Here is a 15565-nt window from a genome sequence, read left to right as displayed (position 1 = left end):
TCCCGTCCCGGGCCTGACCCGGGACCCATTGCCCCCGTGCCCGTTGTCAGAGGCCCCGGATTCAGGCCCGGGGCGCGTTGTCATTTCACCGAGCCGGCCAACAGGCCGCGCACGAGGTATCGTTGCATTGCGAAAAAGACGACCAGCGGCACTGCGATCGACACAAAGGCCGCCGTGGCAAGGATTTCCCAGTTGCCGCCACGGGTGCCCAGCAGCTCGACGATTTGGTTGGTCATCACGGTCGTCTGCCCGGAGGCGTCGATCAGGAACACCTTGGCCACCAGCAGGTCGTTCCACGTCCACAGAAACTGGAAAATCGCAAAGCTGGCCAGCGCGGGAAAGGACAGCGGCAGGATGATCTTGGTAAAGATCTGGAATTCCGTCGCACCGTCGACGCGGGCGTTTTCAATGATGTCGCGCGGCAACCCCACCATGTAGTTGCGCAGCAAGTACACCGCCAGCGGCAAACCAAACCCGGTGTGCGCCAACCAGACACCAAGGTAGCCCTTGCCGATACCCATGCTCAGGTGCAGCTTGAGCAGCGGGATCAGGGCCAGTTGCAGCGGCACCACCAGCAGCCCGACGACAAAGGCGATCAGCAGCGCGCGGCCCGGAAAATCCATCCACGCCAGCGCATAGGCGGCAAAGGCCGCGACGACGATCGGGATGATGGTGGCGGGGATCGTCACCGTCAGCGTGCTAAGAAAGGCGCGCGCCATATCATCCGTGGTCTGCGCGCCCTCGGCCGCACCGCTGGACAGGCCAAACCCGACAGCAAGCGCCGCCATTAGCGCCAGACCCGCCACAACAGGCAGTGCCTGCGCAACGACGGGCGGTTGCGATGACAGCACAAAGCGCGCAACGCCCCACAGCACCAGACCCGCACCGACAAACATCAGCAGGCGTTGCACCACGTCTTGACCTAGAACGGTGTCATAGTTGCGCAGGGTGAATTCTGGCGGGATTTCAGCGCTGACAAAGACGCGGCTGCCACGAGTGCCAGTGATCTCTTCAGCGCTCACCAGACGGTAGTCGCCGTTAGCCTGAAGGGTGAGCGCGCTGCCGTCGCGCAATTCTGCGGTGTCGCCCGGCTGAAATGCCGACACATCGCGCGATGAGATGCCAAAGGTCGAGATCGGCGCGGGATCACGCCCTTCGACGGCAAACAGATTGCCCTCGATCACATAAACGCCGTCCTGCTGCACCTGCGCGTCCGGGTCGGCGGTGCGCAATGTCAGGCTTTGCTCCGTGGGGAACATGGCGTTCCACCAGCCAGAGCTGGCAATCTGGTCCGCCGTCCGAAAGGACGACACGAACAGCCCCACGGTTGGAAACAGCCAGAGCGCCACCAACAGAACGACCGAGATGTGAACCGCCCATGTGAGTGAGGATTTATGGCCTGCGATGTTGTCCATGTCGTCGCCTCTCTCAGCGCATTTCCTTGCGGGCCTGCCGCACGTTCCAGACAAGGATCGGCGTGACCAGCAGCATGATCACCATGGCCGAGGCCGATCCGACGCCCCAGTCGCGCGTCACAAACAGCTGGTTGAACATGTAGTTGGCCAGCACCTGCGTGCCCCATTGGCCGTTGGTCATGGCAAAGACGATGTCAAAGATCTTGAGCACCACCAGCGTGATCGTCGTCCAGACCAGCATGATGGTTGGCATGATCTGCGGCACCTTGATCTTGAAGAAAATCTGAAACGGGTTGGCACCATCGACGATCGCCGCCTCGATGGTTTCCTCGGGGATGCCGCGCAGCGCCGCTGACAGGATCACCATGGCGAACCCAGTCTGAATCCAGACCAGCACCACCATCAGCAAAAAGCTGTTCCAGAACGGCACCGTCAGCCATTGCTGCGGGTCATTGCCGGTCAGCGACACATAAACTGCGTTGAGCACCCCGATCTGTGCGGCATCGGGAGGGCGGGCGTCATAGATCAGTTTCCAGATCACCGCAGCACCGACAAAGGAGATCGCCATCGGCATAAAGATCAGCGATTTCGCCACATTGCCCCAGGTTATGCGATCCGTCAGTTGCGCCGCCATCAGGCCAAAGGCGGTGGACAGGGCCGGCACCACGATCAGCCAAAGCATATTGTTCCACAGCGCCTCCCAAAACTTGGGATCGCCGGACATCTGGATGTAGTTGCCCAGTCCCACGAAGTGATAAACCGTCGTCCCATCCGGCTGGGTCACCCGGTCCGTCAGCGACAGGCGGATGGTCTCGAACACCGGGTAGGCCAGATACAGCGACAGCGCGAACAGCGCGGGGAACAGAAACAGCCAGGGCCGGATCATGTTGGCGCGGTTGATGTTGCGCCCGGCGTTGGGGCCTTTGGCCGGAAACAGCACACGGTCGAGGAACTGGTTCGAGGCCCAGAAATAGCTCAGGCAGGCCCCCACGCCGATCACGATTGTCAAAAGCCCCTGCAATGCCGGATGCATGGCGCTCTACCCCCAAATTATGCTGCTGTTGTGGCCACTTGACCCGATATCTGCCCCGCGAAGGCGGGACAGCCCGTGTTCCCGAGTACGGGTTTACTTCAGCGCATCCCAGCTGTTCTGGATCGCCTTGGCCACATCGGCGGCGGGTTTGCCGCCCGCATAATCCACCATGCCGGTCCAAAAGCTGCCCGCTCCGACGCCGCCGGGCATCAGGTCGGACCCATCAAACCGAAAGGTCGTGGCGTCCAGCAAAATGCCGTTCATCTTGGCCGTGGGCTCATCCGAAAACTTGGAGGTATCCACGGTTTTGAGCGGGGTCAGGAAACCGCCCAGTTCCATCCAGATTTCATGCGCCTCGCTGGTTTGCAAAAAGGCGATCAGATCATGGGCTGCCTGATTTTCGTTGGTAATCGCCCAGAGCGTCCCTGCCCCCAGAACTGGCTGGCCCAGATCCTTGCCCTCGTAGGCGGGGAAATAGAAGAAATCAGCGTCCAGACCGACCTCGGTGCCTTCGGGGAAGAAGGCCGGAATGAACGACGCCTGATGATGCATCATGCACTGCGGCGGCGCATCGAACAGACCCTTGGGGCTGTCACGGAAATCGGTCGAGGCCACCGCGCCACGGCCACCCGCCACCTTGCCGTCCTCGATGAACGCGCCGAATGCCTCGATTGCGCCGACGACGGCGGGATCGTCAAAGGGGATTTCATTGGCGACCCACTGGTCATAAACCTCTGGCGACTGGGTGCGCAGCATCATGTCCTCGACCCAGTCGGTTGCTGGCCAACCGGTCGCCCCACCCGATCCCAGACCGATACACCAAGGCGTCTCACCGTCCTCGATCATCTGCGCCTCAAGCGCCTTGAGCTCTTCCATGGTGGTCGGGACGTCGTATCCAAAGTCCTCAAAGTTCTCGGGGCTGTACCAGACCAGCGATTTCACATCGACCTTGTAGAAAAAACCAAACAGCTTTTCCGCCCCACCCGCGTCCGCATAGGACCCCAGACTGACCCAGCTATCGCCCGCCGCATAATTTTCGCGGATCCAATCGGCGGTGCCATCCTTGAGAGGTGTCAGGAAACCCCGCGACGCCATGTCGGACGCCAACCCCGGCTGCGGAAAGACGGCAACATGTGGGGCCGAACCGGCCTCGGCGTCGACGACGATCTGCTGCTCAAAGCTGTCAGAGCCGACGTAGGACACATCATGGCCGGACTGCTCTGCAAAGGCGCTCAACACGGTCTGGACGGCTTCCTGGTCCGGGCCAAGCCACGGACCGAAGACAGTCAGTTTTTCAGCGTGGGCGATGCCCGCGCTCAACGCCAGGGCCGCGACGCTCAGGTAAAACGATGACTTCATTTGTGATCCTCCCAATCCCGCACCATCCCACGCGGGTCATTTCAGCCAGCCTGCGCCTGTCAATCTGACGTCACTTCAAAGCGCTTTGAATGTTCGCACTATTCCCGACTCGCCCAAATCTGTCAACATTTCAGCCCATCCAAGCCAACAAAACAAATGCTGCGACGCAGCTAGACGGCTATCTTGACCCAGAGATTAGATTTCCCTCGCCTCTTGACAAATTCGAAGCGCTTTGGACGATATGGACCTCATGAACCTCAAGCAACTCTCACAACACCTCAACCTGTCCCAGACCACCGTCAGCCGCGCGCTGAACGGCTTTCCCGAGGTCAGCGAAAAGACCCGGGAACGGGTGTTGCAGGCGGCAAAATCGCTGAACTACAGCCCGAACTCCCGGGCCAAGGGACTGGCCACCGGGCGCGCGCATGCGATTGGCCATGTGCTGCCGATCAGCGACCAGCATGAGATGGTGAACCCGATCTTCGGCGATTTTATTGCCGGAGCGGGTCAAACCTACGCCAAGGAGGGCTATGAGGTTGTCATCAGCCTAGTCCGCGACACGGAGCAAGAGCAGGCTTACCGCTCTATCCGCAGTCGCGGCAATGTCGACGGAATCATCGTGCACGGGCCGCGTATGGCCGACGACCGAATCCCGCTGTTGAGCGAGTTGGGCCTGCCCTTTGTCGTACATGGCCGCGCATCCGATGTGACCCTGCCCTACTCTTGGCTGGACACCAACAACAGTCGCGCGTTCCGGCGGGCCACTGATTTCCTACTGGACCTTGGCCATCGCCGCATCGCGCTGATCAATGGGCTGGAGTTCATGGACTTCGCCTTTCGTCGCCGCGAATCCTATGTCAGTGCCCTGACCGACCGTGGCATCGCCGCCGACCCGACGTTGATGCGGTCTGACGAAATGACTGAAGTCTTCGGCTATCGCAGCGCCCGCGACATGCTGCGCGATTCTGCCCCCCCGACCGCCTTTCTGGTGTCCTCGATGATCACCGCCATTGGAGTGCGCCGCGCCATCCACGAGGCCGGGTTGCAGATGGGTCGCGACGTCTCCGTGATCACCCATGACGACGATCTTGGCTATCTCAAGAACGGCCACGACGTACCGATCTTTACCGCCACACGGTCCTCTGTCCGCAGCGCCGGAGCCAAGGCGGCGGAAATGCTGCTGCACCTGATCCGCAATCCCGGCTCCCCGCACCTGACACAGCTGATGGAAGCCGAACTGATTATCGGCAGTTCCACCGGCCCCGCGCAATAAGGGTTATCCATGCGACACAAGCGCTCTGATTTTCCCAAGGATTTCCTCTTTGGGACCGCCACATCCAGCTACCAGATCGAGGGTCACGGCTTTGGCGGCGCGGGTCGCACCCAATGGGATGATTTCGCCGCAACACCCGGCAATGTGGTCCGGTTCGAAAACGGCGCGCGCGCCTGCGATCATTATCACCGATACGAGGAAGATCTGGACCTTGTGTCCACCGCCGGGTTCGACTGCTACCGCTTTTCGCTAAGCTGGGCGCGGGTGATGCCCGAGGGGCGCGGTCCGGTCAACGCTGAGGGTCTGGATTTCTACGACCGACTGACCGATGCCATGCTGGACCGCGGGATCAAGCCATGCGCCACGTTGTACCACTGGGAACTGCCTTCGCCTCTGCTGGACATGGGCGGCTGGCGCAACCGCGACATCGCCGAATGGTTCGCCGATTACACAGAGGTCGTCATGTCCCGCATCGGCGACCGGATGTTCTCAGTCGCCCCGATCAATGAGCCCTGGTGCGTCGCTTGGCTCAGCCACTTTGAGGGCCATCACGCCCCCGGCCTGCGCGACATCCGCGCCGCCGCCCGGGCCATGCATCATGTCCTGCTGGCACATGGCCGCGCGATAGAGACGATGCGCGGTCTGGGCATGGGCAACCTTGGTGGTGTCTTCAACTTTGAATGGGCCGACCCGGCGGACGACAGCGCCGAGGCGCGCAAGGCGGCCGACCGCTATGACGCGATCTACAATCGCTGGTTTCTTGGCGGTGTCTTCAAGGGTGAATACCCGGCACTGGCGCTGGAGGGGTTGGAGCCGCACCTGCCCACCGGCTGGCAGGACGATTTCCCCACCATTCAGGCACCGCTGGACTGGTGCGGGCTGAATTACTACACCCGCAAGCTGATTGCGCCCGCCGGTCAGCCCTGGCCCGACTATCGCGACGTCGAAGGCCCACTACCCAAGACCTTTATGGATTGGGAGATCTTTCCCGACGGGCTGTACAATTTTTTGACCCGCACCGCGCGCGAGTATACCGGCGACCTGCCATTATTCGTGACCGAAAACGGCATGGCCTCGCCCGACCTTCTCACCGGGACCAACGTCGATGACCCGGACCGCAGCGCCTATCTGGACGCCCATCTGGACAGCGTCAAACGGGCCATCGCAGAGGGCGTGCCACTGAATGGCTATTTCATCTGGTCGCTGCTGGACAATTACGAATGGGCCTTGGGGTACGAAAAACGCTTTGGGCTGGTCCATGTGGACTTTGACACGCTGGTACGCACGCCCAAGGCATCGTATCACGCGCTCGCCCACGCCCTGAAGTCCTGATCTCCGAAAGGCCGCCGCCATGACTCAAGAACTTTCTGTTGTCGCCGACATCGGCGGCACCAACACGCGAGTCGCCCTTAGCCGCGATGGCAAAATCCTTGAAGACACGATCCAACGGTACCGCAATGCCGAGAACACGGGCATCGGCCCGATCCTTGGCGACTATCTGGGCGCGCAGCAGGTGACGCCCGCATCAGTCTGCGTCGACATGGCCGGCCCGGTCCATGACGGGGTTGGGACGCTGACCAACCTTGACTGGACGGTCGACGCCGCGTCCCTGCGGGCCGAAACCGGCGCGGCGCGGGTCGCGGTCCTGAACGACCTGCAGGCACAGGGATTTGCGGTGGCGCACCTTGGTCATGACAGCCTATCGCCCGTGCTGACCGGTCGCACGGCAGCCAAAGACGCGGTTCGGCTGGTGGTCAATGTCGGCACTGGCTTAAACGCGGTGCCCGTCTACACCCAAGCAGGCCGCACCATGGTCCCCCCGGCAGAGGCAGGCCATATTTCGTTGCTGGCCCGCACCGCCGAAGAGCTGCGCCTGATTGACTGGATCGCAGAGCATCATGGTCAGCCGGGGGTCGAGGACGTGCTGTCGGGACGCGGCCTTGAACGGTTGTATGCTTGGGTTTGCCACGATGAAGGCGTCGGGGTTCCGCTGTCCGCCGCTGAGGTCATGACCGGGTTCGAGACAGGTCAGCCACGCGCGCAGCGCGCCGCGCGCCTGTTTGTCCAGATTCTAGGGCGCTACACCGGCGATCTGGCCCTGACCACCCTGCCCTTTGGCGGAATCTTCCTTGTGGGTGGCGTCGTCCGGCATATTGGGCCGCACCTGCGCACGCTTGGCTTTGCCGGGGCATTTGCCGACAAGGGTCGGTTCAACGCCTACATGACGCAATTCCCTGTGGATCTGGTCACCGACGACTACGCGGCGCTTCGGGGATGTGCCGCGCATCTGGCGGAACTGACGGCGCGGTAAAGCACCGACAGGCCCTTTCCGCTTGCCCGCACCCGGACGGCAGGCGATACCCCTTCGGACCCGACAATCACCGAAAGCCGACCTGATGACCTGCCCTGTTCAGGCGCTCGCATGATCCTGCGCGCCATCTCCCTGATGATCCTTTCAATGGCGCTGCTTGCCGGTACGGATGTGTTTTTCAAACTGGCCACTATGGCTGCGCCCGTCGGGCAGGTTCTGACGCTGGTCGGCCTTGGCGGCACCATCCTGTTCATTGGCCTCGCACAGATCATGCGGGTTCGCCTTTGGACACGCGCGGCATTGCATCCGATGATCCTGCTGCGCAATTTCTTTGAGATCATCGGTGCCATTGGGCTGGTTTTTGGCCTGAAGTATGTGCCGCTGCCCGTCTTTGCGGCAGTCCTTCAGGCCGGACCGCTCATCGTCACGCTGGGGGCAGCACTGTTCCTGAAAGAGCAGGTGGGCTGGCGTCGCTGGATGGCAGTGGCGGTTGGCATTGTCGGAATGCTGATGGTCATTCGCCCGTTCGGCGCGGGTTTCTCGGGGTGGGAGCTGTTTGCGGTCATGGGGATTGCAGGTTTGTCCGCGCGCGATCTGGTCACGCGCCTTTCGCCGCCCGAGGTCCCGGCGCTAGCCATTTCGACCTGGGGATTTGCGGTGACGATGTTGCCCGGGATCGCACTTTGGGTCACGGGGTCGGCCGCCTCCAACTTTGGCGCAGAGGCGATCTGGCCGATCCTCGGGGCCGTGGTGGTGACAACGTCCGGTTACTTGGCGATCACCAAGGCGATGCGGATGGCGCCCGCATCCATCGTGGCCCCCTTTCGCTATACACGGCTGGTGTTCACCGCCGGGCTGGGCGTGGTGATCTTTGGCGACCGCCCCGATTTCTGGACCATCGCCGGATCGGCGCTGATCCTTGCGGCAGGGCTATATACCTTTGTGCGTGAAAGACGACTGGCACGGGCGGGTGCGCTGGCCTGATGCCATGCGGCAGCACCGCCGGGCTGGCAGCAGGCCCGTCGGCATCCAGCCCGCTGCGCTGATAGCGCAACCTTCGCCCACAAAGCGTCGTTAGCGCTATCGGTCACGTTTACTTTCCCTCCGCTGCTGCTAAGAGATGGCCAGGACCTACAGCCCCGAGGGACAAAACCCATGAGCACCATCATCGATATTCACGCGCGCGAGATCCTTGACAGCCGCGGCAACCCCACCGTCGAGGTCGACGTCACGCTTGAGGACGGCTCTGTCGGCCGCGCCGCTGTGCCCTCGGGCGCATCCACCGGCGTGCATGAGGCCGTTGAAAAGCGCGATGGCGACAAGGCCCGCTACAAGGGCAAGGGCGTGCTGGAGGCCGTCGCCGCCGTCAACGGTGAGATCGCCGAGGCGATCCTTGGCTTTGACGCCACCGAACAGGTTGCCATCGACCTTGCCATGATTGAACTCGACGGCACAGAGAACAAGGGCCGTCTGGGGGCCAACGCCATTTTGGGCGTTAGTTTGGCCGTGGCCCATGCCGCCGCGGATTTCACCCAACAACCGTTGTTCCGCTACATCGGCGGCACCTCGGCGCGCACTCTGCCCGTGCCGATGATGAACATCATCAACGGCGGCGAACACGCCGACAACCCGATCGACATTCAGGAATTCATGATCATGCCGGTCGCGGCACAGAACATCCGCGAAGCGGTCCGCATGGGCTCTGAAGTTTTCCACACCCTGAAGGGCGAACTGTCGGCGGCGGGCATGTCCACCGGCCTTGGCGATGAAGGCGGCTTTGCCCCCGAACTGAAATCCACCCGCGACGCGTTGGATTTTATCCTGAAGTCCATCGAAAAGGCTGGCTACAAGCCGGGTGAAGATATCTATCTGGCCCTCGACTGCGCCGCGACCGAATACTTCAAGGACGGCAAGTATGAGATGAAGGGCGAAGGCAAATCGCTCAGCATCGCTGAAAACGTCGACTATCTTGCCGCGCTCTGTGCCGACTACCCGATCATTTCGGTTGAGGACGGCTGTTCCGAGGACGACTGGGAAGGCTGGAAACTGCTGACCGACAAAATTGGCGGCAAAGTGCAACTGGTGGGCGACGACCTGTTCGTGACCAATCCTGCACGCCTTGCCATGGGGATCGAGAAAGGCTGTGCCAACTCGATGCTGGTCAAGGTCAACCAGATCGGCACCCTGACCGAAACGCTGCAAGCGGTGGAAATGGCCCATCGCGCCCGCATGACCAACGTCATGTCCCACCGCTCTGGCGAAACCGAGGATGCGACCATTGCGGACCTCGCCGTTGCCACCAATTGCGGACAGATCAAGACCGGCTCTTTGGCCCGTTCCGACCGGTTGGCAAAGTACAATCAATTGATCCGAATCGAAGAGATGCTGGAAGACACCGCAACCTATGCGGGCAAATCCATCCTACGCTAACTCCTTTTAGTTTCAACACGTTGCAGGAACCGCCCTTATTCTGGGGCGGTTCTATACTTTTGGGTAGACGTTTGGCAATCCAAGTGACGGCCTGCCTGAAAACCCGTAACTTGACGCGTGTATTATGTATCGGTCGGCTTCCTGTGCAGCCGTCGCAAAAGGCTACACCCAAACAAATGGCCCGGACCCTGCCTCACGACAGTTTCGCAACCAGACTTGCCGCTATACGGCGGGCGGAATATGGCGCGTTCGGAGAGACGGTCGTGCGCTATGGCATCATGCTGGTGGCCATCGCGGTTTTGGCTCTGAACATGGAGGGTCACCATGCCCTTGCCTGGGGCGTGCTTTATGCGCTGCTGGAAAGCGGTCTGGCGGTGTTGCTCGTTCGATCCGGGACAGGTCATGCGCAGCTTCGCTACATGGCCGCACTGACGGTCTATGGCTTTTCCGGCCTCTGTTTCATGTCCATGCCGCTCTATCTATTGGCGGCGGATTTCTCGCCCAGTCTGTCCTTTACCGGAGCCGTGGGTCTGGTTGGTCTGGCGCTCTACACGCTACAGCGTCCGTACCGGGAACTTGGGCTGGTCGTCGTCGATTGCTGCATGATCGCTGTTCTGGCGCTTGCCCTTGTGCTGATCCTGATCCCCCGGCTGCAAAGCGGACTTGAGATTTTCACCGTAGGGTTCATGGCATTGGCGGTGCTGGGCTACTACATCGGTTCGCAGATTTCTGGCTGGAAACTCCAGACAGAGTTGCGCGCGGCGCGACAACGGACGGCGGCGGCGGAAAAGGCGCGCACGTTGAGTCAGTTTGTCGGTGGCGTGGCGCATGAATTCAACAACGACCTGACGGTGATCCTTGGCAACCTCGACCTGTTTGAGACGCTGGAAAACCCGGATGACCGCGCCGCAGCGATCCGTGAAAGCCGCACAGCGGCGGCGCGTGCGGCGCAAACCGTGCGACACCTTCTGGCCACCAGCGGACGGACACGGCTGATGCCGTCGGACCTGCCGCTGAACAGCGCCCTGTTTGATCTGGGAGAGGCGCTGACGGATGTTCTGAAATCCGACATGACGGTAGAGGTCGTGCCGCCCGCAGACTCATTGGTGGTGCGGGTGGACAGCTATGCGTTGCGCGCCTCCGTGATGCAACTGGGCCTGAACGCGCAAGAGGCCACATCCGGATCGGGCCAGTTCCGCATTCGCGCGGAACGGCGCGCCACCGCCGGCGATCTTGATCCACCGCCTGACACGTCACCGCCCTATGTCGCACTGATCCTTGAGGATGACGGCCCGGGCGTCAGTGACGAGGCTCTTGCCCTGTTGGCAGAGCCGTTCTACTCGACCAAACCACCAAACGAGGGCCGCGGGCTGGGACTGTCCGCCGTGGCAGGATTCACGCGCCAATCCGGGGGCGGACTGAAACTGGAACACGGCGCGGGCGGTGGACTGCGGGTGGTGCTGTTCCTTGCTGAGGCGCGGGACAACGACATCTAGCGCCTAGCTGTCGGGGTCCTGATAGATACCCTGCGCTTTCAGCGCATCGACCACCTCTTTGGGCATGTAAGTCTCATCGTGTTTCGCCAAGATCTCGGACGCCTCGAACACGCCATCGACATAGCGCCCGGTGCCGACCATGCCCTGATTTTCTTCGAACAGGTCCGGCAGCACGCCAGTATAGATCACCGGCACCGTCGCGCCGCCATCGGTCACGCTAAAGCGGATCTGTTCACCGTCTCCCCGGATCAATGTCCCCTCTTCGACCAATCCGCCAATGCGGAACACCTCTGCCGGTGAAGGCGGCTCTTCCATAACCTGGCTGGGGGAGCGAAAAAAGTTGATCCCGTCCCGCATCGCAGTCGCAATCAAAACCGTCGAAACAGTCAAAGCCACGACCGCCAAAGCAATGATCTGGATTCGGCGTTGTTTCTTGAGGGATTTCATCGCCATGGAGGACCTCTTTCAGTGCGCCGACAAGCTACCGCAGCAATATAGACCCAGCCGCGCGCCTTGGGGAGGGGGCTGCGCAATTTGCCGCGCCCCGGCTTTGCTGGGTCGTCCTTGGATTGCAGACGCCCGGCGGGGTGTTCAGGGGGCATCGCCCCCTGATAGTTTGCGTCACCAGAGCGCAAATCGACCTTCGCGCGCAGCTGGATCAGGGGAAACAGGGCGCCAGCATCAAACCGGCGGTTTCATTCTCACCCAGCATCAGATTGGCGTTCTGCAAGGCTTGGCCAGAGCTGCCCTTGGTCAGGTTGTCCAACGCGGCCACCACCAACGCCCGCCCCGGACGCCGGTCTCCGGCCACGCCGATGTGGCAGAAATTCGATCCCCGCACATGGTGGGTCGAGGGCGTCTCGCCAAACGGCAACACCTGGATGAAAGGCTCATCCGCATAGGCGGTAACCAGCGCCGCGTGAACCGCCTGGGGATCACCACGCAGATAGCCGGTGGCCAGAATGCCACGATTGAACGGGCCAAGGTGCGGGGTAAACTGGATCTGCACCGGACGCCCCGCTAGGGCCGAAAACTCCTGATCGAACTCACCCAGATGGCGGTGGGTGCTGCCGACCGCATAGGCGTTGGTGCCCTCGCTCAATTCCGCGTGCAGCAGGTTTTCCTTGAGCGACCGCCCTGCCCCGCTAACCCCGCATTGCAGGTCAAGGATGATCTCGTCCAGATCAATCACCCCACCGCTGATCAAAGGACGCAGGATATACTGCCCCGTCGCCGCGTTGCATCCGGTCCCGGCCACCAGCCGAGCCGCGCGGATGTCGTCCCGGTAGAACTCGGTCAAGCCATAGACCGCCTCTTTCTGGGTCTCGACCGCCGCATGCGGGTTGCCGTACCATTTTTCGTAGTCCGCCGGGTCGCGTAGCCGGAAATCCGCCGAAAGATCGACGATCTTCACCGTTTTCGGCAGTTGCGAGATCACCTCTTGGCTGGTCTTGTGTGGGAGGGCGCAAAAACACAGGTCGATTTGCGAAAAGTCGATCTGCTCCCACGTCACCAAATCGGGCAGATCTAGGTGTCGCAGATGGGGAAAGACCTGTGCAAGGCTCTGCCCCGCCTTGGAGTTGGCGGCCAAGGCCTTGATTTCAAATGACGGATGGGTGGCAATCAGCCGGATCAGCTCGGCCCCGGTATAGCCGGAGGCGCCGATGATGGCGATGGAATGGGTCATGGGATCACCTGCAAGGGATGGCGCGCGGAGCACCGCGGGCGCGGTTATTGATGGCAAAGCAAGAGCGGCCGCCCGTCACCGGGCAGCGGATGGATCATCGTCGCAGGCGCAAGGCGGGATACGCGAACATGAACAGGCTCCTTTGCCCTTGATATAGCGGGCCAGTTTGTTGCGATCAATGCGGAATACATACGGGCTTTTGCTTGATCGCCGGGTTCGTCCTCGCCAATATGCCGCCATGGCAAAGGTGGCAGACGACAAACCCGTTCCCCTCTTACGGCTCTTCTGGCGGATGGGCGGCTGGATAACGCTTATCTTTCTCGCGTTTCTTGGTTTTTTGACGCTGTTCAGCACCTTTTCGCTGAACCTTGCGCACCGCTTTGACACCGAGGGACGGGAGGCAGAGGCATTGGTTCTGGACAAGTACCAGACCGTCACCACCGACAGCGATGGCGACCGCGAAGTCACCTACTACTTTGTGCTGCAATTCGAAACCAACCGGAACCTGCCGGTAGAGCTGAACCGATCTGTTGGTTCTGGCATCTATCACAAGACAGCCATCAACACGCGCATTCCCATCTGGTATCTGGAAAGCGAACCCGACCGGATCGAGGTCAGCCGCGGCGAAAACCGGACAGCTTCGGTGATTACACAGTGGATCGCGCTGGTCTTTGGCATCGCGGCACTGGTGGCGATGTGGTTTCCGGCCCGCAAGGCGGTCGCCGCGGTGCGCGCGCGGCGCTATGGCGCGCGGGAGACTGCAACTGTCACCGGAACCAAGGCGACCAATTACCGTGTCAACAACCGCTACCGATATCGCCTGACATGGGAAGAGCACAGCGGGCGGTCCGGCGAAAGCCTTGCCTACAAGGAAGAACAGCTGAACGGCTTTCGGGCGGGGGACAAGATCACCGTCTACCAGGGCATCAAACGCGCCTGGTGGTCCGGTGACGTGGGTGAACGCCCCGGGGCGCGGGGCTGAACGGGGTGACGTGGTTGCAATCGCTGTTTGCGGGCGACACCCGCAGTATCACCGGCGCGCTACTTTTGCTGGCGATCACCTCTCTGGTGGGTGTTCTGGGTTGGCTGAGCAAGATCGTCCTGCAAACCATGGCGGATTGGCGGCAAAGACGGCGCGACAATGACGATCGGCAAGAGCATCTTGAAGAGGTTCTGGTCGACATCCTGATCCATGCCGATTTTGACGACCGCAGCGTGGCGGGCATCATCGACACACGCCGCATCACCGCCCTCAAGGACCAGATCGATTCCGGTCCTTCGGACTATCGCCCCTTTGTGCCGCCAGAGGCCCCCGACCCCACATTTGCCGACTATCGCGGCGTGCGGCGGCGGCTGGAGATCGAACTGATGGTGGCCTGCGACAGGTTTTTTGACAATTCGCAGCTATTTCACGGCTACTACGCCCACCTTGCCACGGCAGAGTTTGCAGCCCTTAGTTCAGAGCGCAAGAAGCAGGCGCTGGATACGTTGGTGGCCTTGGGTGAGAAAGTGCAGGCCGACTACCAACGCCTGTCACAGGCGATGGAAACCGCACCAGAGGCGCAACCGATCTACAGCAAGGTCGTGAGTGCGTTGCCGCCACGGCAAGACATTTGGCCCAATGCCTAGGCGGACATCGGGTCAGACGATCGGGGGAAGTGGTCCGTTCATAGACATGGTCTGATCTCCTTCGTCCTTGAATATAGGCCAATCGCCCGCAAAAATCAATCCGGGCCGAACCAGATCAGGCGGCGTCAAAGCTGATCTTATGGCGCAAGAATTGCGTTGCGTGCTGCGACACCTTCAGCGGATTTCCGGTGGTCAAAAAGCCGCTTTCGCCGCCACTGCCCAACATGCCGGGATGCCGTACAAGGTAGTCTGCCAGCGCATCGGCCACCAGATTGGCCTGCGAATAGACCGTCACCTGCGGCCCCAGCGCGTCCTGAAAGATTTCCTGCATCAGCGGATAATGCGTACAGCCAAGGATGGCCGCCTCTGGCTCTGGCATCTTGCGTTTCAGCGCGTCCACATGGCTGCGTACCAACGCCTCAGCGAGGATCATGTCGCCCTCTTCGATGGCATCCACCAAACCGCCACAGGCCTGCGCCTCGACGTCGACGCCGATGGCGCGAAAGGCCAGTTCACGTTGAAAGGCGCGGCTGCGCACCGTGGCAGGCGTCGCAAACAGCGCCACATGTTTGACGGCCACCTCTCGCGGGGGGCTGTTGTCGCCCCACTGCCGTTCGGTCAGGGCCTCGATCAATGGCACAAACACGCCCAGCACACGCTTGTCCTGCGGGATCCAGCTTTCCTGCATCCGCCGCAGCGCCGCCGCACTTGCGGTGTTGCAGGCAAGGATCACGAGGTCACAGCCCGCACCCCACAGCCGTTCCACCGCTGCACAGGTCAGGTTGTAGACATCATCCGCATCCCGCACCCCATAAGGTGCATGTTTGTTGTCGCCGAAATAGACAAACGGCACGTCCGGCAAACGTTTCGACACCGCGTCGAGAACCGTCAGCCCGCCAAGACCACTGTCAAAGATACCCACTGCCATCTGC

14 protein-coding genes are annotated in these 15565 nt (G+C 61.3%); 8 read left to right on the top strand and 6 right to left on the bottom strand.

Features of this window, described 5'->3' with window-relative positions; all coding sequences use genetic code 11:
- Positions 1–80: 80 nt before the first annotated feature.
- The 3 genes from ANTHELSMS3_RS26010 to ANTHELSMS3_RS14150 form a co-directional block, all read right to left on the bottom strand.
- Positions 81–1415, bottom strand: a complete 1335-nt coding sequence (locus ANTHELSMS3_RS26010; RefSeq protein WP_254694744.1) for a carbohydrate ABC transporter permease — start codon at positions 1413–1415, stop codon at positions 81–83.
- Between the two features lie 13 nt (positions 1416–1428).
- Positions 1429–2448 (bottom strand): carbohydrate ABC transporter permease, encoded by a 1020-nt coding sequence (locus ANTHELSMS3_RS14155; protein WP_094035433.1) that lies wholly within the window; start codon positions 2446–2448, stop codon positions 1429–1431.
- Between the two features lie 93 nt (positions 2449–2541).
- Positions 2542–3807: an ABC transporter substrate-binding protein gene (locus ANTHELSMS3_RS14150; RefSeq protein WP_094035432.1), complete on the bottom strand. Its 1266-nt coding sequence runs from the start codon at positions 3805–3807 to the stop codon at positions 2542–2544.
- A 250-nt stretch (positions 3808–4057) separates the two neighbouring features.
- Between ANTHELSMS3_RS14150 and ANTHELSMS3_RS14145 the strand changes: the two genes are divergently transcribed.
- From ANTHELSMS3_RS14145 to ANTHELSMS3_RS14120, 6 genes are all read left to right on the top strand, one after another.
- A complete protein-coding gene (locus ANTHELSMS3_RS14145) occupies positions 4058–5080 on the top strand; it encodes a substrate-binding domain-containing protein (protein WP_094037138.1) in 1023 nt (340 codons plus the stop codon).
- A gap of 9 nt (positions 5081–5089) precedes the next feature.
- Positions 5090–6412 carry a GH1 family beta-glucosidase gene (locus ANTHELSMS3_RS14140; RefSeq protein ID WP_094035431.1) on the top strand — a complete coding sequence of 441 codons (1323 nt, stop codon included), beginning with the start codon at positions 5090–5092 and terminating at the stop codon, positions 6410–6412.
- Positions 6413–6431: 19 nt separating this feature from the next.
- The gene (locus tag ANTHELSMS3_RS14135; protein ID WP_094035430.1) at positions 6432–7391 is read left to right on the top strand and encodes a glucokinase; all 960 of its coding nucleotides are present in this window, start codon (positions 6432–6434) and stop codon (positions 7389–7391) included.
- Positions 7392–7502: 111 nt separating this feature from the next.
- The gene (locus ANTHELSMS3_RS14130; RefSeq protein WP_094035429.1) at positions 7503–8375 is read left to right on the top strand and encodes a DMT family transporter; all 873 of its coding nucleotides are present in this window, start codon (positions 7503–7505) and stop codon (positions 8373–8375) included.
- Between the two features lie 171 nt (positions 8376–8546).
- Positions 8547–9821 (top strand): phosphopyruvate hydratase, encoded by a 1275-nt coding sequence (eno, locus tag ANTHELSMS3_RS14125; RefSeq protein ID WP_094035428.1) that lies wholly within the window; start codon positions 8547–8549, stop codon positions 9819–9821.
- A 176-nt stretch (positions 9822–9997) separates the two neighbouring features.
- The gene (locus ANTHELSMS3_RS14120; protein ID WP_094035427.1) at positions 9998–11317 is read left to right on the top strand and encodes a sensor histidine kinase; all 1320 of its coding nucleotides are present in this window, start codon (positions 9998–10000) and stop codon (positions 11315–11317) included.
- A 3-nt stretch (positions 11318–11320) separates the two neighbouring features.
- Here ANTHELSMS3_RS14120 and ccmE read toward each other — a convergent pair whose 3' ends face one another.
- Both ccmE and argC read right to left on the bottom strand, forming a co-directional pair.
- Positions 11321–11764 carry a cytochrome c maturation protein CcmE gene (gene ccmE / locus ANTHELSMS3_RS14115; RefSeq protein WP_198319950.1) on the bottom strand — a complete coding sequence of 148 codons (444 nt, stop codon included), beginning with the start codon at positions 11762–11764 and terminating at the stop codon, positions 11321–11323.
- Between the two features lie 211 nt (positions 11765–11975).
- Entirely contained in the window at positions 11976–13004 is a 1029-nt protein-coding gene (gene argC / locus ANTHELSMS3_RS14110; RefSeq protein WP_094035425.1) for an N-acetyl-gamma-glutamyl-phosphate reductase, read from the bottom strand.
- Positions 13005–13242: 238 nt separating this feature from the next.
- On the opposite strand from argC, the gene ANTHELSMS3_RS14105 reads away from it, so the two are divergent.
- On the top strand, positions 13243–13986 hold the full coding sequence (locus ANTHELSMS3_RS14105) for a DUF3592 domain-containing protein (protein WP_157733515.1): 744 nt from the start codon (positions 13243–13245) through the stop codon (positions 13984–13986).
- 14 nt (positions 13987–14000) lie between these two features.
- Positions 14001–14633, top strand: a complete 633-nt coding sequence (locus ANTHELSMS3_RS14100) for a hypothetical protein (protein WP_157733514.1) — start codon at positions 14001–14003, stop codon at positions 14631–14633.
- 115 nt (positions 14634–14748) lie between these two features.
- On the opposite strand, the gene murI is transcribed toward ANTHELSMS3_RS14100, so the two are convergent.
- Complete coding sequence (gene murI, locus ANTHELSMS3_RS14095) at positions 14749–15561, bottom strand: glutamate racemase (RefSeq protein ID WP_094035422.1); 813 nt, start codon at positions 15559–15561, stop codon at positions 14749–14751.
- Positions 15562–15565 lie beyond the last annotated feature (4 nt).

It is taken from the genome of Antarctobacter heliothermus (assembly GCF_002237555.1).
In the GTDB taxonomy this organism is placed as follows: Bacteria; Pseudomonadota; Alphaproteobacteria; order Rhodobacterales; family Rhodobacteraceae; genus Antarctobacter; species Antarctobacter heliothermus_B.
Note: the sequence above shows the minus strand (reverse complement) of the source record. Positions and strands in the feature narration are given on the sequence as shown.

Excerpts from the sequence above, each read along its gene's own strand:
- ANTHELSMS3_RS26010 (WP_254694744.1), bottom strand. The coding sequence starts at position 1,415 with ATGGACAACATCGCAGGCCATAAATCCTCACTCACATGGGCGGTTCAC.
- ANTHELSMS3_RS14155 (WP_094035433.1), bottom strand. The coding sequence starts at position 2,448 with ATGCATCCGGCATTGCAGGGGCTTTTGACAATCGTGATCGGCGTGGGG.
- ANTHELSMS3_RS14150 (WP_094035432.1), bottom strand. The coding sequence starts at position 3,807 with ATGAAGTCATCGTTTTACCTGAGCGTCGCGGCCCTGGCGTTGAGCGCG.
- ANTHELSMS3_RS14145 (WP_094037138.1), top strand. The coding sequence starts at position 4,058 with ATGAACCTCAAGCAACTCTCACAACACCTCAACCTGTCCCAGACCACC.
- ANTHELSMS3_RS14140 (WP_094035431.1), top strand. The coding sequence starts at position 5,090 with ATGCGACACAAGCGCTCTGATTTTCCCAAGGATTTCCTCTTTGGGACC.
- ANTHELSMS3_RS14135 (WP_094035430.1), top strand. The coding sequence starts at position 6,432 with ATGACTCAAGAACTTTCTGTTGTCGCCGACATCGGCGGCACCAACACG.
- ANTHELSMS3_RS14130 (WP_094035429.1), top strand. The coding sequence starts at position 7,503 with ATGATCCTGCGCGCCATCTCCCTGATGATCCTTTCAATGGCGCTGCTT.
- eno (WP_094035428.1), top strand. The coding sequence starts at position 8,547 with ATGAGCACCATCATCGATATTCACGCGCGCGAGATCCTTGACAGCCGC.
- ANTHELSMS3_RS14120 (WP_094035427.1), top strand. The coding sequence starts at position 9,998 with ATGGCCCGGACCCTGCCTCACGACAGTTTCGCAACCAGACTTGCCGCT.
- ccmE (WP_198319950.1), bottom strand. The coding sequence starts at position 11,764 with ATGAAATCCCTCAAGAAACAACGCCGAATCCAGATCATTGCTTTGGCG.
- argC (WP_094035425.1), bottom strand. The coding sequence starts at position 13,004 with ATGACCCATTCCATCGCCATCATCGGCGCCTCCGGCTATACCGGGGCC.
- ANTHELSMS3_RS14105 (WP_157733515.1), top strand. The coding sequence starts at position 13,243 with ATGGCAAAGGTGGCAGACGACAAACCCGTTCCCCTCTTACGGCTCTTC.
- murI (WP_094035422.1), bottom strand. The coding sequence starts at position 15,561 with ATGGCAGTGGGTATCTTTGACAGTGGTCTTGGCGGGCTGACGGTTCTC.